This window comes from Pseudomonas sp. LBUM1647, from assembly GCF_059716175.1.
The window spans coordinates 2,725,652-2,741,333 of sequence record NZ_CP166809.1; the positions used below are offsets into that span (position 1 = coordinate 2,725,652).

At 60.5% G+C, this 15,682-nt stretch carries 11 protein-coding genes; 8 read left to right on the plus strand and 3 right to left on the minus strand.

The annotated features are described in order from the left end of the window. Positions 1-224: 224 nt before the first annotated feature. The 4 genes from ACA059_RS12400 (at position 225) to ACA059_RS12415 (ending at position 6,362) form a co-directional block, all read left to right on the plus strand. On the plus strand, positions 225-2,375 hold the full coding sequence (locus tag ACA059_RS12400) for an alkyl/aryl-sulfatase (protein WP_497634020.1): 2,151 nt from the start codon (positions 225-227) through the stop codon (positions 2,373-2,375). A 10-nt stretch (positions 2,376-2,385) separates the two neighbouring features. Then, entirely contained in the window at positions 2,386-3,855 is a 1,470-nt protein-coding gene (locus tag ACA059_RS12405; RefSeq protein ID WP_497634021.1) for a coniferyl aldehyde dehydrogenase, read from the plus strand. Between the two features lie 179 nt (positions 3,856-4,034). Further along, the gene (locus ACA059_RS12410; protein WP_497634022.1) at positions 4,035-5,807 is read left to right on the plus strand and encodes an arylsulfatase; all 1,773 of its coding nucleotides are present in this window, start codon (positions 4,035-4,037) and stop codon (positions 5,805-5,807) included. Further along, a complete protein-coding gene (locus ACA059_RS12415; protein WP_497634023.1) occupies positions 5,808-6,362 on the plus strand; it encodes a DUF2889 domain-containing protein in 555 nt (184 codons plus the stop codon). Positions 6,363-6,411: 49 nt separating this feature from the next. Here ACA059_RS12415 and ACA059_RS12420 read toward each other — a convergent pair whose 3' ends face one another. Genes ACA059_RS12420 through ACA059_RS12430 form a run of 3 tightly spaced genes read right to left on the minus strand, consistent with a single transcriptional unit; the run spans position 6,412 to position 9,574 of the window. After that, entirely contained in the window at positions 6,412-7,539 is a 1,128-nt protein-coding gene (locus tag ACA059_RS12420; protein ID WP_497634024.1) for a CaiB/BaiF CoA transferase family protein, read from the minus strand. A 39-nt stretch (positions 7,540-7,578) separates the two neighbouring features. After that, positions 7,579-7,938: a hypothetical protein gene (locus ACA059_RS12425; protein ID WP_497634025.1), complete on the minus strand. Its 360-nt coding sequence runs from the start codon at positions 7,936-7,938 to the stop codon at positions 7,579-7,581. Further along, the gene (locus ACA059_RS12430) at positions 7,907-9,574 is read right to left on the minus strand and encodes a GMC family oxidoreductase (protein WP_497634026.1); all 1,668 of its coding nucleotides are present in this window, start codon (positions 9,572-9,574) and stop codon (positions 7,907-7,909) included. Before ACA059_RS12430 ends, ACA059_RS12425 begins: the two co-directional genes overlap by 32 nt. A 209-nt stretch (positions 9,575-9,783) precedes the next feature. On the opposite strand from ACA059_RS12430, the gene ACA059_RS12435 reads away from it, so the two are divergent. The 4 genes from ACA059_RS12435 (at position 9,784) to ACA059_RS12450 (ending at position 15,680) form a co-directional block, all read left to right on the plus strand. Then, a complete protein-coding gene (locus tag ACA059_RS12435; protein ID WP_497634027.1) occupies positions 9,784-10,833 on the plus strand; it encodes an AraC family transcriptional regulator in 1,050 nt (349 codons plus the stop codon). Between the two features lie 391 nt (positions 10,834-11,224). After that, complete coding sequence (locus ACA059_RS12440) at positions 11,225-13,054, plus strand: DUF1302 domain-containing protein (protein ID WP_497634028.1); 1,830 nt, start codon at positions 11,225-11,227, stop codon at positions 13,052-13,054. A 32-nt stretch (positions 13,055-13,086) separates the two neighbouring features. Next, complete coding sequence (locus ACA059_RS12445) at positions 13,087-14,451, plus strand: DUF1329 domain-containing protein (RefSeq protein WP_497634029.1); 1,365 nt, start codon at positions 13,087-13,089, stop codon at positions 14,449-14,451. Positions 14,452-14,603: 152 nt separating this feature from the next. After that, positions 14,604-15,680, plus strand: a complete 1,077-nt coding sequence (locus tag ACA059_RS12450; RefSeq protein ID WP_497634030.1) for a WD40/YVTN/BNR-like repeat-containing protein — start codon at positions 14,604-14,606, stop codon at positions 15,678-15,680. Positions 15,681-15,682 lie beyond the last annotated feature (2 nt).

Here is a 15,682-nt window from a genome sequence, read left to right on the forward strand (position 1 = left end):
CAGAGCTAAGGACACTGCAATCCTTGCGGGAGCGAGCTGTGGTGAGGGGATTTATCCCCGTTCGGCTGCGAAGCAGTCGCAAACCCGGTGAATACGGTTTTTCTGAAACACCGTAATCACAGGTTCAGGGTCGCTTCGCGACCCAACGGGGATAAATCCCCTCACCACAGGTCGCTCCCACAGGTTGTCCTCATGACTCAGTGACATTGGGTGTTACCTGGTCTGTGAAGACAGACGAATTGATCGAGAAGACCAGCAGCCCGGGCGCACTTGCTTGCACCATCGAAACGGTATTCGAACAACAACTACAGAGAGACCGTGCGATGAAGAAAATCCGTGTAGTGCTGACGGTGTCAGTATTGGCCGCCAGCATTGTCGGGGGCCTGCAATGGTCGCGGGGTCAAAGCGGCATTCATTTGCAACCGGTCGATAACAGCGCAGGGCAGGGCGGCCAGAAAGCCGCGACGGCGGCGACCATCGCCGTCAACGCGAACACGGCACACACCATGCCGGCCGTTGACCTGCAGGTGGAAGACGACATCCAGCGCGGCTTTATCGCCAGCCTGCCAGACGCCGAAACCACCGCCGCCGACGGTCACGTGGTGTACAGCCTTAAAGGCTACGAATTTCTAGGCAGCGCCGATGCGCCGGCTACGGTCAATCCGAGCCTGTGGCAGCAGGCGCGCAAAAGCATGGCCAACGGACTGTTCAAGGTCACCGATGGTTTTTACCAGGTGCGCGGTCTTGATCTGACCAACATGACCATCATCGAAGGCAACACCGGCCTGATCATCGTTGACTGCAACCTGGCCACTGAAGTGGCCCATGCGTCACTTGAACTCTATTACCAGCATCGGCCGAGAAAACCGGTGGTGGCGGTGCTCTACAACCACAGTCATGTCGATCACTTTGCCGGTATCCGCGGCATCGTCGATGAGGCGGACGTGAAGTCGGGCAAGGTGCAGATCATTGCTCCGGCGGGGTTCATGGCGACGGCGGTGGCCGAAAACGTGATGGCCGGCAACGCCATGAGCCGCCGCGCCGAATACCAGTTTGGTACGACGTTGCCCCGCAGTGCCCAGGGCCAGATCGACCTGGGAGGTGCCAAGGCCTTGTCCAACGGCACCATCACCCTGATCCCGCCGACCATCGAGCTCAGTCAGCCGGTTCAAACGCTGACCATCGATGGCGTAGAGATCGTCAACATGCTGGCTCCCGGCACCGAGGCCCCGGCCGAGTTCATCCACTATTTTCCGCAGTTCAAAGTGCTCGATACCGGTGAGTTGGCGCTGCCAACCCAGCATCAGTTACTGACGCTGCGTGGGGCGACAATCCGTGATGGCCTAGCCTGGTCGAAATACCTCAATGAGGCCCTGCATCGGTTCGCCCCGGGTTCCGACATCCTGGTGGGCCAGCATGGTTGGCCCGTGTTCGGGCATGAGCGCGTGGTCAACTATTTGTCCAAGCAACGGGACATGTACAAGTGGCTGCACGACCAATCGTTGCGCCTGATCAACAAGGGCTACAAACCGGTCGAGATTGCCGAATACATGCGCGACCACGTCCCGCCGAGCCTGGCCAGCGAAACCTTTACCCATGGTTTCTACGGTTCGGTGCAGCGCAACGCCAAGGCGGTGTATCAGCAATACATGGGCTGGTATGACGCCAATCCGGCCAATCTCGACGCGCTGTCTGACGCTGATTACGGCAAGAAATTTGTCGAGTATGGCGGTGGTACGCAGGTCGTGCTGGACCGCGCCCGCAATGACTTTGCCAACGGTCAGTACCGCTGGGTGGCACAAGCCATGAGCCATTTGGTTTACGCCGAACCGGACAACCGTGCGGCGCGAGAACTGGCGGCCGATGCCCTGGAGCAATTGGGTTACCAGACCGAATCGGCGGTGGAGCGTAACAGCTATCTGGCCGCCGCCATGGAGCATCGCAGCGGTGGTAAAAAACTCGCTTCAGCGCTGCGTACCGCCAGCCCCGACATGCTTCGGGCGCTGACCATCGACAACATTTTCGATTACCTGGGTGTGCGTCTAAAGGCCCCGGATGTAGAGGGCAAACACATTGTCCTCAACTGGAACTTCACGGATGTCGGTCCGTCGGGCAAGCGCTACACGCTCAATCTGGAGAACTCGGCGTTGACTTATATCGCCGATTACAACGCCGACAAGGCCGATGCCACCCTGACCCTGACACGCGAGACGCTGAACGCGATTCTGGCGGAGAAAGTGTCGCCGATCGAGGCGGTCTTCAAAGGGGACCTGAAGATCGATGGCAGCAAAATAGCGGTCTATGACGTGCTCGGCTCGCTGGACAAGTTCTCTCCTGACTTCGAACTGGTAGGCCCCAATGAGCCCGCACGATAGGAGCTTGAACATGCACTCCGCACTGCACGACCTTAAAACGCCTGGCGATAAACCCGCCAACGCCAAGTCTGCACCCGAGCGGGTCCGTGCTGTGCTCGCCCGCCAACAAGCCGCATCCCTAGCCGAAGGGCCACCGTCGGCTGAATTGCGCATCGAGCGCATCAACCGGGTCATCACTCTGTTGCTGAAAAATCAGCAACGGTTGTGCGAGGCGCTGGCCAGCGACTTCAGCTGGCGCAGCCATGACCAATCGCTGATGGCCGATGTTCTGTTGCCGGTCCAAGGCCTCAAGTACGCCCGTGACCATGTTCGCCGCTGGATGAAACCGCAGCGGCGCAAAGCCGAACTGGGCAGCGGCTGGCTGGGGGCCAGGGCGGAAATTCATTTCCAGCCATTGGGCACGATCGGCATTATTTCCCCGTGGAATTTTCCGATTGCCATCGCACTTGGGCCGCTGGCCGAAGCGCTGGCAGCCGGTAACCGGGCGATTATTCTGTTTTCTGACCAGTCACCGGCAACAGCGGGCGTGCTGATTGAGCTGCTGGCGCAGGCGTTCGATGACTGCGAGGTGGCTGCCTTTATCGGCGGCGCTGAACTGGGCGCGGCGTTTTCTGCCATGCCACTCGATCATCTGGTGTTTACCGGCAGCCCGCGGGTCGGGCGTCTGGTGATGCGCGCTGCGGCAGAAAATCTGACGCCGTTGACCCTGGAACTGGGCGGCAAATCCCCGACCATCATCGGTCGCGGCGCTGACCTGGAAAACGCTGCCAGACGCATCTGGGGCGGCAAGGGGGTCAGCAGTGGGCAGGCCTGTATCGCGCCGGACTATGTGTTTGTGCACGAGGATGACCTCGAGCGCTTATTGAGCTTCATGCAGGTCGAATTGCAGCGCCTGTTCCCGACGCTGCTGAACAATCCGGACTACACGGCCATGGCGACACCCGGGCAATACCTGCGGATGCAAACCTGTCTGCAAGACGCCCGCGAACAGTGCGTCAGGGTGATCGAGGTCAATCCGGGCAACGAGGACTTGAGCGCTTCACGCAAGATCGCGCCGACCCTGCTGGTTGATCCGCCGGACTCGACACTGGTGATGCAAGAGGAAGTCTTCGGCCCGCTGCTGCCGATTCGCGGCTATCGCCATATCAACGAAGCGCTTGAGTACATCAATGCGCATCCGCGGCCCTTGGCGCTGTATTACTTCGGCGACAACCGCGCTGAAGCCAGGCATGTGCTGGAGCGTACCCATTCGGGGGGCGCGTGTATCAACGAAGTCATGCAGCACCTGTTCCAGACGGATTTGCCGTTTGGTGGCTGTGGTCACTCGGGGTTTGGTCGTTACCGGGGAGGGTATGGGTTCAAGGCCTTCAGCCTGGAACGTTCGGTGTTCACTCCACCGCGATGGGACGTGATGGGTATTTTGCGCCCGCCCTACGGCCGGTTGTTTCGCCGGTTAATACGTCTTCTATTGAAACCCTGACTTGAGCCAAACACCGATCAACTGCGGGAGCGAGCCCTGTGGCGAGGGGGCTTGCCCCCGTTTGAGTGCGTAGCACTCACAGGATCTTGTTGCATCAGAGATTTTGGGGCTGCTTCGCAGCCCAACGGGGGCAAGCCCCCTCGCCACAGGGCTCGCTCCCACAAAAAAGGAAACCATGAATGATTCCGTTGAAGCCGCTTGCCCTGGCCCTGTGTTTTCTAGCCTTCGCCACCCAAAGTTTCGCAGCCCCCAAACAGCCGAACATCGTGGTACTGGTCGCCGACGATTGGGGCTACAGCGATGTCGGCTCCTTCGGCAGCGAAATTGCCACGCCCAACATCGACACCCTGGCCCGCGAAGGCGTGCGTTTCTCGGACTTTCACGTCACGGCCTCCTGCTCGCCCACACGTTCGATGCTGCTGACTGGCGTCGACAACCACCGCAACGGCGTCGGCAACATGCCGGAAACCATGCCCGAAGAACACCTGGGCAAGCCCGGTTACAGCGGCGTGCTCAACGACAATGCGATCACCGTGGCTAGCCTGCTCAGGGACGGCGGCTATCACACCTACATCACCGGCAAATGGCATTTGGGCAAAACCCCTGACACCTTGCCGAACAACCGCGGTTTCGACCGCTCGTTCATCCAGGCCGACAGCGGCTCTGACAACTGGCAAGAGCGGCCGTATGCGCCGCTGTACGACAAGGCTGCCTGGTTCGAGAACGGACAGCCGGCGCACCTGCCCAAGGACTATTACTCATCGACCTTTATCGTCGACAAAGCCATGGATTACATCGCCGCCGACCGGGAGGACGGCAAACCGTTCTTCGCGTATCTGGGTTTTCAGGCCAATCACGTTCCCATCCAGGCGCCCAAGGATGTCATCGACAAATACCGCGGTCGCTATGACGAAGGCTGGACCGCATTGCGCAAGGCCCGTCGCGACCGGGCCGTGGAGCTGGGGTTGATGCCTGCGGGAGTCGGTATGCAGACGATGGCCAGCACCGCCGACTGGGATGCATTGGATGAGAACGAAAAACGCTACGAAGCGAGGCGTATGGAGGTCTATGCCGGCATGGGCGAAACCATGGACCGGGAGATCGGCCGCCTGATCGCCCACCTTAAAGCCACCGGCGAGTACGACAACACCGTGTTTGTGTTTCTGTCCGATAACGGCAGTGAACCCACCGACCCTTACACCCTTCCAGCACTGCGGGTGTGGCTGGAAATGAACTACACCCGTCAACTCGATCGCCTGGGCAGCAAGGGTGCCTTCACCAGCATTGGTCCAAGTTGGGCCAGCGCCGGGGCCTCGCCCTTGAGCGGCTACAAGTTCTTTGCGGGCGAGGGCGGCTTGCGCACCCCATTGATCGTTTCTGGGGTGCCCGGCATCCAGGCCAATCACATTGCCAAAACCTTCACCCATGTCACCGACATTGTCCCGACCCTGCTGGAGGTCGCCGGTATCAAACCCCACGACGGCCATTACCAGGGAAAAGCCGTCGAGCCGTTGATCGGCGGCAGTCTGGTGCCGGTGCTACAAGGCAGAGCCGAGCGCGTGCATCCCGAGGATCAGGCCATCGGTTATGAACTGTCCGGCAGTGCAGCGCTGTTCAAAGGCGACTACAAACTGGTGAAAAGCCTGAAACCGGTGGGCAACGAACAATGGCACCTCTACAACATCGCCACCGACCCCGGTGAAGTGGTCGACTTGCAGCAGCAAATGCCGCAGCGCTTCCAGAGCATGCAGGCCGACTACGCCGAATACGCCCGCGCCAACGGTGTACTGCCGATGCCCGTGGGTTACGACTACATGCGCCAAGGGCAGTTGTATGCCTTGAAGCATGTGGTCATGCCCAAGCTCAAGGCTGCCGCGCCGCCGGTCGTTGCGATCATCGCGTTGCTGGTGGGCGTGCTGGTCTGGCGCCGCCGTCGCAAGAGGACGATTTGAATGATGAGCGAGGAAGTCGACGAGTGGGGGCGCCGGTTGATTCATCGGCGCAAGGTTGAGTGCCAGGGCTATTTGCGTGCGGATGGCCTGTGGGATATCGAAGGACGATTGAGCGACAGCAAGACTCATCCCGTGACCCTGGCGGAAGGCCGGATCGTGGCAGCGGAGCAGACCTACCACGGAATGATGATCCGTCTGACCCTGGACGATGACTTTATTGTGCGTGAGGTGCATGTCGCCATGCCCGACGTGCCCACCAGCCAGTGTCGCGGTGCAATACCGGGCTATGAAAAATTGCTCGGCGAGCGGATCGGGTCGGGGTTCTCGCGTCGGATCAAAGAGCTGTTTGGCGGGATCGGTGGCTGCGTGCATTTGACCGAGTTGCTGCTGCCGATGGCTACGACGGCGTTTCAGACCATCCCCATGGCCCGCGCCCTGGTCGCGCCGCGCACGGCGGCAGACACCGAGGCTTACAGCAACGCCACCGGTCAACTGCTCAATACCTGTTACGCGTTGCGTGAGGACAGTCCCGTGGCGGTGTTCCTGAAAAAATGATGTCAGGCGCACAACCTGTGGGAGCTCGCTCCCACAGGGACTGCGGTGTTTAGGTGATTATCAATCGTTCGACCTGCGCGTCGCTCAAACCGGCTTTGCGCAGAATCTGTGCGGTGTGTTCGCCACGCTGGGGCACTGAACCCACTGCTGAAGGCGTCGCTGAAAACCGTGGCGCCGGTGCGGCCTGCAGTACGCCGTTCTGACGCGAGTAAACGCCACGCTCGGCCATGTGCGGATGCGTCAGGGCTTCGGCCGGTGTCAGTACCGGGGCGAAGCAGGCATCGGTGCCTTCCAGCCGATCGATCCAGTGCTGGCGCGGTTGGCTGGCAAACACGGCTTCCAGTCGCTTACGCAACGGCCCCCACAAACGTGGATCGTAGGGGGCCTTGAAATCCGCGTCGTCACCCAGTCCGAGTTTTTTGAACAGCAGTGCATTGAACTGCGGTTCGAGGGCTTGCACGCTGACAAACAAACCATCGGCACACGCATAAGTGCGGGCCCAGTGCGCGCCATCGAGCAGCCCGCAACCACGCTCCAATGGCTGTTGACCGGCGGAATGCGCCGACAACAGCAGGTTCATCAGGTTGGCGCTGCCGTCGACAATCGCCGCGTCCACCACTTGGCCGACACCGTTGGTGCTGGCGTTGATGATCCCGGCCAAAATGCCCATCGCCAGGTACAACGCCCCGCCGCCCAGATCGCCCACCAGGGTAGGGGGCGCCATCGGTGGCTGGCCGGCCTCGCCACTGAACCATAAGGCGCCGGACAGCGCGATGTAATTGAGGTCGTGACCGGCGGCCTGCGCCAACGGACCTTGTTGGCCCCAACCCGTCATGCGCCCGTAAACCAGCCGTGGGTTACGCGCCAGGCACACGTCGGGGCCCAGGCCCAGACGTTCCATGACGCCAGGTCGCATGCCTTCAATCAACGCGTCGGCGCCCTCGATCAGGCGTAACACCGCGTCGATGGCTTCAGGGTCTTTGAGGTCCAGGGCAATCGATTGTTTGCCGCGATTGACGATAGCGTGCTTGCCCAGGTCGAGCATGTCAGCGCCCTTGGTCACCGAGCGCTCGACAAGGATCACCTCGGCGCCCATGTCCGCCAGCAACATGCCGCAAAATGGCCCCGGGCCGATGCCGGCGATTTCGACGATACGAACGCCGTCCAATACGCCCATGTGCGTACTCCTTTGGATGAATTTAGAGGTAAGAGGAGGTTAACGACGTAGAAACAACGCGGTCATCACGGCATGCAACACCACCGCAGGCCAAAGCAATAACCCGCCGCCGACCCACACGCCGATGTACGCCAGGTACAACGCAATCGCCCCGTTGTAGAGCAGCATCGAGCGCAACGCGGCAGGGTTGGCCGCTCGGGGCCAACACGCGATGCCGAGCGCAATCAGCGCGATGCCAAAACACCGGGCGATCAGGTTGGTCGCGTCCGTCGCGGGCATTCCCAGCAACAGGTTGCAGACAAGGCCCGGCGTGAGCAGCAGCGCCACGCCGGTCGCCAGTTCGACAACCGCTGAAACCACAAGAAGCTTATGCGGGGTAAGGGCGGGTACTGGATTCATGATCGTCCTTTGAGGAAAGAGAGGCGCTGGTTACGCGGTCCTGACGGATGAATTCGGCGGCTTTTTCGCCGATCATCACCGTGGCGGCGGTGGTGCTGCATCCAATGATAGTCGGCATGATCGAGGCATCGACCACGCGCAAGCCTTCCAGGCCATGGACCTTCAATCGGGCATCCACCACCGCCATCGCGTCGTCGCCCATTTTGCAGGTGCCCACCGGGTGATAGAGGGTGTCGGATCGGTCGCGCAGGACGCGTTCGATTTCGATTTCGGCGTCGGTGAACATCGGCTCCTCAATGACATCTTTTGGACTGAATGCCTGGAAGGCTGGCGTCGCCATCACCTTCTGGATGACGCGATAGCCTTTGATCAACGTCTTGATGTCGTCCGGGTGGGTCAGAAACGCCGGGTCGATCAGTGGCGGGACCATGGGGTCCGCGCTGGCCAGGCTGAGTTGCCCGACGCTTTTGGGGTGCAGCAGGCAGGCATGAATACTCAGGCCATGACCGCGATACAGCGTGCGGCCGTGGTCGGCAAACATGGCGATGGTCAAAGCCAGTTCAATGTCCGCCTGATCCAGCTCGGGAGAGGTCTTAACGAAGGCGCAGGCCTCGGCGAAGTTGGTGGTCAGCGGACCGCTGCGTCGCCGCCAGTAACGGATTGCCGCTTTGGCGATGTCCCAGGCACCCGCCAGCGACAGGCCGATCAGGTGACGGGACTTCACGCGGTAGGAATGCACGTAATCGATGTGATCCACCAGGTTCTGGCCCACGCCCGGCAGCCCATGGACCACCGGGATGTCGAATTTCAGCAACTCGCCAATCGGCCCCACACCGGACAGCAGCAATAGCTGCGGGGAATTGAAGGCCCCGGAACTCAGAATCAACTCGTGACGCGCTTGCAAGGTACGCTTGACGCCGTTCTGCATGAACTCGATGCCCATGGCGCGCTTGCCGTCGAAAAGGATGCGCGTGGCGTGGGCGTGGGTTTCGATGTGCAGATTCGTCCGGTGGCGGTTCGGCGTCAGATAGGCTTTGGCCGCGCTGCAACGCTGTCCGTCCTTTTGCATGACCTGCACACGACCGAAACCTTCCATGCTCGCGCCGTTCTGATCGGGGCAGGCCGGGTAACCCGCCTGTACGCCGGCCTCGACAAAGGTTTCGCCAAAGGGATTGGGCGAGGCGTGGAAACGCACATTCAGCGGGCCGTTCTGGCCGTGCAATTCGTCTTTGAAGTGTTCGTTGTGCTCGGCGCGCTTGAAGAACGGCAGCACCTCCCGGTAACTCCATCCAGGGTTGCCCAGGGCGGCCCAGCGGTCGAAGTCTTGCGGATGGCCGCGGTGATAGGCCATGGCATTGATCGAAGAACTGCCGCCCAGGGTCTTGCCCCGTGGCTGATAACCGATGCGGCCGTTCAAGCCGGCTTGCGGCACGGTCTGGTACTGCCAGTTGTTGATCGAGGTCGGCACCATCGCCGCGACGCCGGCCGGCATGTGCACCAGCGGATGGGTGTCGGGGCCGCCGGCTTCCAGCAGACAGACTGAAATATTCGAATCTTCCGACAAACGACTGGCGACCACGCAGCCGGCAGCGCCCGCGCCCACTACGATGTAATCGAATTGCGTGTTCTCGTTCATGCGTTCTTCTCTTTGTTCGATGCACAACTTCAACGCATTGTGTGCAGAACGCCGGGTCGCCACTGGTCAATAGAATGAATTCAACGGTCACTGGGACAGGTGACTATCGCGCCAAGCATCGGAACATCACGTACAAGCACTGAGCAGGTGATTGACCGATGCAGAACCGGGGGCGAGTATCGGTGCTCGCATCCCCAGCAGTCAGGCCCATGTCAGGTTCGAAAATGGATACGCCCGGTACCGAAATTCCGTTGCATGAAGACGCGCTGCAACCTACCACCATCGGCAGCTATACCGTGGCGATTGCGCAGGCGCTGGACGCCAGTGGCATCGACAGCAAACGGATTTTCATCGCCACAGGCATTCCGCTGAGCCAATCCACCGACCCGCTGGCCCGCTTGCCGGCCACCACCATGACGCGGCTGTATCGCGCCTGCGTCGATGTGACCAATAACCCGTATTTTGGCCTGACCGTGGCCAAGCATATCCATCTCACTCACTTGCATGCCTTGGGTTATTCCCTGGCCGCCAGCGGGTCCTTGATGGATTTCTGCCGGCGCCTGGAGCGCTATTTCCGGTTGGTGTCCCAGGTCGCCAAGGCCAATGTCAGCCAGACCGACGAGCACGTTTTGCTGCGCTTCGATCATTTGGTCGAGCTCTGTGGAGAGACGGAAGATGCGTTTTTCGCTTTTCTGATCCGGGTGATGCGGTTGCTTTACAAGCAGGAGTTCAAGCCCGTGCGCGTGGAAATGCGCCGCCCCATGCCGCATGAGGGCGCGGCCCCGTATGAAGCATTGTTCCGTGCGCCGGTGTTGTTCAGACAGGCCTCCAGCCTGCTGGTGTTCGACAAGGCGGACCTGCAGCAAGTGCTGACCGGCTCCTGCCCTGAATTGGCGCAGGTCAATGACAACATCGTGATCGGCTATCTGGCGCGCCTGGACAAGAACGATGTGATCACCGGGGTCACCCAGAAAATCATCGAATTCCTGCCCAACGGCGACTGCACTCGAGACAAGGTCGCCAGTGCGTTGTGCATGAGCCCGACCAAATTGCAGCTCAAACTCTCCCAGCGTGGCACCCATTTCCAGCAATTGCTCGATGACACCCGCAAGGAACTGGCGTGCAGCTATCTGAGCCAGGCATCGCGCCCGGTGACCGAAATTACCTTCCTGCTTGGCTTCAGTGACACCAGCAACTTCACCCGTGCCTTCAAACGCTGGACCGGGTTATCGCCGACGGATTATCGCCAGCAACTCTGAAACATCCTTCCTGCACAAAACCTCCCCAGGCCTCCGCAACGCCGATCAGCTAAGTCATAACGCGATCCGTAGCGCTGGCGTAGCCTGCGTCCGGCTGCGCAGCAGTCGTAAAACCTGAATTTACGGTCTTCCTGAAACACCGCATCGTCTGATTTCACGACTGCTGCGCAGCCGGACGCAGGCTTCGCCAGCTGCTACAAAAATTGCGCTACCGCTGAAATTGTTTAGCTGACCGATGATTTGGCCCAATTGACCGGCGACCCACCCACTGCTCGCGATACAACAGCCTCGACCGATCCGGTCTGTGCCCCATAGAGCCAAGGCACACCACCGGAACCGGCATTTTCTTGAATGACTTTTCGTGAAACCACAGAGAAGGCGAGCACGCTAGATGAATAACAACAATAAGATCTGCCATCCAAATCTGCGGCGCGGGCTTCTGGCTTCGGCGGTTCTCGCCGGGCTGGGGATGACGCCTGTGCAGGCGTTCGAGTTCGATACGGGGAATGAGGACGTGTCGGTACGCTTCGACAACACCTTGAAGTTCAACTACGCCCAGCGGGTCGAAGCCCCGAACAGTAAGTTGGCCAACGCGTGGAACAACAACGACGGTAATCGCAATTTTTCCTCCGGCAGCCCAGTAGCCCAGCGTCTTGATGTGCTGTCGGAACTGGACGTGGTGTACAAAAAACAGATGGGCTTTCGGGTCAGTGCCAACAGCTGGTACGACCATGCCTATGACGATATCGGCAGCGATAACGCGGCGACCAACCAGCTCAATAATGGCAAGCCCGATTCGCGGCACCAGAGCGGCTATGCCGACCGTTACTACAACGGCCCGTCCTCGGAGATCCTCGACGCCTTCGTCTTCGGGAGTACCGAGGTCGGCGACGAATCGCTGCTGAGCGGCAAGGCGGGCAAGCACACCCTGTATTGGGGTGAAAGCGTGCTGGCCTTCGCCCACGGCAACAGTTATGGCCAGTCAGGTCTGGATTTGTCCAAGGCACTCGCGGTGCCAGGGACCGAAGCCAAAGAGCTGTTCATTCCGCGTAATCAGCTGTCGACCAGCTTCACCGTCAACCAGGAACTGACCCTGGCCGCGCAGTACTTCCTCGATTGGGACGCCGCACGACTGCCGGAGTCGGGCACGTACCTGGGCTTCAACGACGGCATCCAGAGCGGCGGCCACAACCTGTCGCTGATCGCCGCGCAGAATCCTCGTTTCGGTACACCCGGTCCGTTGGGCGCCAATCAGTTCCTGCGACTCACCAATGGCCACACGTACACGCCTGACAACCACGGTGACTTCGGCCTGATGGCCAAGTGGAGCCCGGCGTGGCTCGACGGCACCCTGGGTGTTTACTACCGCAAAACCTCGGACATCCTGCCCAACCTGGTGCTGCAACCGACCGCCGTCGGGCCGGCGCAGCTGATTTCCGGCAACGCTGGCAGTTACAATCAGTTCTACGTCGACGACATCGACGTCTACGGTTTCAGCCTGGCCAAAAGCATCGCAGGCGTGAGCGTCGGTTTCGACCTCAACTATCGCCACAACATGCCGCTGTCCAGCGTGCCGGCCACTGTCAACCCGACATTGGGTGCAGCGGGGCGACCCGGTTTTATCAGCAGCTTTGACGGTGACAACGGCGTGGCGCGGGGCAACACCGTGCACGCGGTGCTCAACGGCCTGACCACGTTCGGCGATACCCCCCTTTGGGACTCCTCCACGTTGCTGGTCGAACTCGGCTACAGCCGCTGGCTGGACGTGACTGAAAACAAGCAACTGTTCAAGGGCGAGGACTGGTACCACGGCGTCGACAAGGTCTCCAAGGACAACTACATCCTGGGCATGAACTTCAACCCGACCTGGTACCAGGTGTTCCCCGGCATCGATATGTCCCTGCCGGTCAGCTACAACGTCGGCCTTGCAGGGCAGTCCTCCGTGCAACTGGGCGGCAACAAAGGCACCGGCAGCTATTCGGTCGGCGTCGGCATGGACGTGCGCAGTCAATACCGCTTCGACCTCAAATACGTCGACAACTTTGGTGACTTCGACACCTGCGACTCCGCCGGCAGTGCCGGGGCACGGGGTGATGGTGCCGCTCCTGGCGCCAATGGTCAGTACAACTGCGTTCCCGGTCAGACCACTGCGTTTGCCGGTACCGTGGCCCAGCTCAAGGATCGCGGCATGGTCACTTTCACTTTTAAAACCACCCTCTGATCCAAGAGCTGTGAGTCAACAGGAGACACCCTATGAATTTCGTCAAATCAGTATTGGCCAGCGCCCTGGCGCTAGCCGTCGCAGGCTCCGCTCACGCGGCAGTCAGCGCCGATCAGGCCACTAAACTCGGCAACAGCCTGACCTCGATCGGCGCCGACAAAGCCGCCAACGCCGATGGCAGCATTCCAGCGTATACCGGCGGGCTGACCGCGATCCCGGCCGGGTTCAAATCCGGTGACTCATTCCGTCCGGACCCGTTCGACGCTGAGAAGCCGCGCTTGGTGATCACCACAAAAAACCTTGCCGAGCAGAAAGACAAACTCACCGCGACGGCCCAGGCGTTGCTTACCCGTTATCCGTCCTATCGCCTTGACGTGTACCCGACCCACCGCAGTGTTGCACTGCCTAAAGGGGTGCTGGACAACACCGCGAAAAACGCCGTGACCGCCAAGACCACCGACGGTGGCCTGTCGCTGGAAAACGTGCTGCCGGGCGTGCCGTTCCCGATCCCGGCCGACGGTAACGAAGCGATGTGGAACCATTTGCTGCGTTATCAAGGCGTGGCCATGACCAACAAGTACGACTCGTGGAACGTAGACTCCTCCGGCGCCGCCTCCCTGAGTTCCACCGGTAACTTCTTCATCGAATACCCGCTGTATTCGCCGGCACGCCCGGTCGGCCCTGTATCGGCTGATGAGGTATTTTACAAAATCAAACTGGCTTACTCCGGCCCGGCCCGTCGCGCCGGTGAAGCGTTGTTGCTCATGGATTCGGTCAACCCGATGAAGCAGCCCCGTCGTGCGTGGCAATACCTGCCGGGACAACGTCGGGTAAAACTGGCGCCGGACCTGGCCTACGACACGCCGAACCCCGGCACCGTCGGCGCCGCGACCTATGACGACGCGTTCCTGTTCAACGGCGCAATGGACCGTTACGACTTCAAACTGGTCGGCAAGAAAGAACTCTACGTGCCGTACAACACCTACAAGCTGAGCTATCACAAGGACGCGGCGGACGTGATGACTGCCAACCACGTCAACCCCGACTTGCTGCGCTGGGAGCTGCACCGGGTGTGGGTGGTCGAAGCCACGCTCAAACCGGGCAAACGCCACATCTACAGCAAGCGCACCTTCTACCTCGACGAGGACAGCTGGATCGCTCTGGCTTCCGACGAGTATGACGGTCGTGGCCAGCTCTACCGTGGCGGCTTCTCGCACCTGACCTACAGCTATGACGTGCAGGCCCCGGACACCATCAACCACATGCTCTATGACCTGGTTTCCGGTGCGTACAACGTCAACGGTTTCTACGGTCCTTACGGTGGCCTGAAGTACATCGACCCACTGTCCAAGGCTCAATGGTCTGCCGAGTCGCTGGCCGGTACCGGCATCCGTTAACCCCCACGACCCTGTAGGACTGTAGGAGCTGTCGAGAGAAACGAGGCTGCGATCTTTTGATCTTGCTCTTTTAAAACAACATCAAAAGATCGCAGCCTCGTTTCACTCGACAGCTCCTACAGGGATCTGTGGTGTGCACCGAGATAATAAAAATGACGATGATCAAGTGGACCCTGTTTGCCGCATTGGCGGCAGCGATGGCCGTTCCGTTCACCCGCCCGGTGATCGCCAGCGAGTTTGCCGATGTGCTCGACACACCGGCGCTGCGCAGCAATATTGCCGCTCAGTCCACGCTCACCGGGCTGGCCCGGGCCGGCGAGCGGCTGATTGCCGTGGGCCAGCGCGGGCACATTCTCTGTTCCGATGACGCTGGCCAGCACTGGCAGCAGGCGCAGGTACCGGTCAGTTCAGACCTGGTTGCCGTGCACTTTCCGAGTCCGCAACAAGGTTGGGCGGTGGGGCACGATGGTGTGGTCCTGCACAGCAGTGATGCGGGCCAGACTTGGAGCCGGCAACTGGACGGGCGTCAGGTCGGGCCGATCATGCTTGACTACTATCAGCATCAACTTGCCAGCCAACCGGATGACGCGGGCCTGCAAGCGCGGGTCGGCGACGCTCAACGCATGGTCGATGAGGGCGCCGATAAACCCTTCCTCGATGTCTGGTTCGAAAATGATCGGGTCGGCTACATCGTCGGCGCCTTTAACCTGATTTTTCGTACTGACAACGGCGGCCTCAGCTGGACGCCGTTGCTCGAGCACACCGACAACCCCAATGCCCTGAACCTCTACGCACTGCGGCCAGTGGGTGACGATTTGTTCGTTGTCGGCGAGCAGGGTCTGGTGATGAAACTGGACCGCGTCAGCGGCCGCTTCAACGCCACCCTTACGCCGTACAACGGCAGCTTTTTCGGGATCACCGGCAAACCGGGTGCAGCGTTGGTGTTTGGTCTGCGCGGCAACGTTTTTCGCAGCACCGATGGCGGGACGAGCTGGAACAAAATCGACCTCGGCCTGCCCCTGAGCATCACCGCCAGCAGCGTCACCGCCGATGGCCGGATCGTTCTGGTCAGCCAGGCCGGCCATGTGCTGGTCAGCGTTGATGACGGTGCGAGTTTTCAAATCCAGACGCACACCGCATTGGCCCCGGTGGCCGCCGCGCAAGTGGCCACTGGCGACGCACTGGTGCTCGCGGGCGCTCGTGGTCTGCGGCAGTTACGCCTCGAATAAGC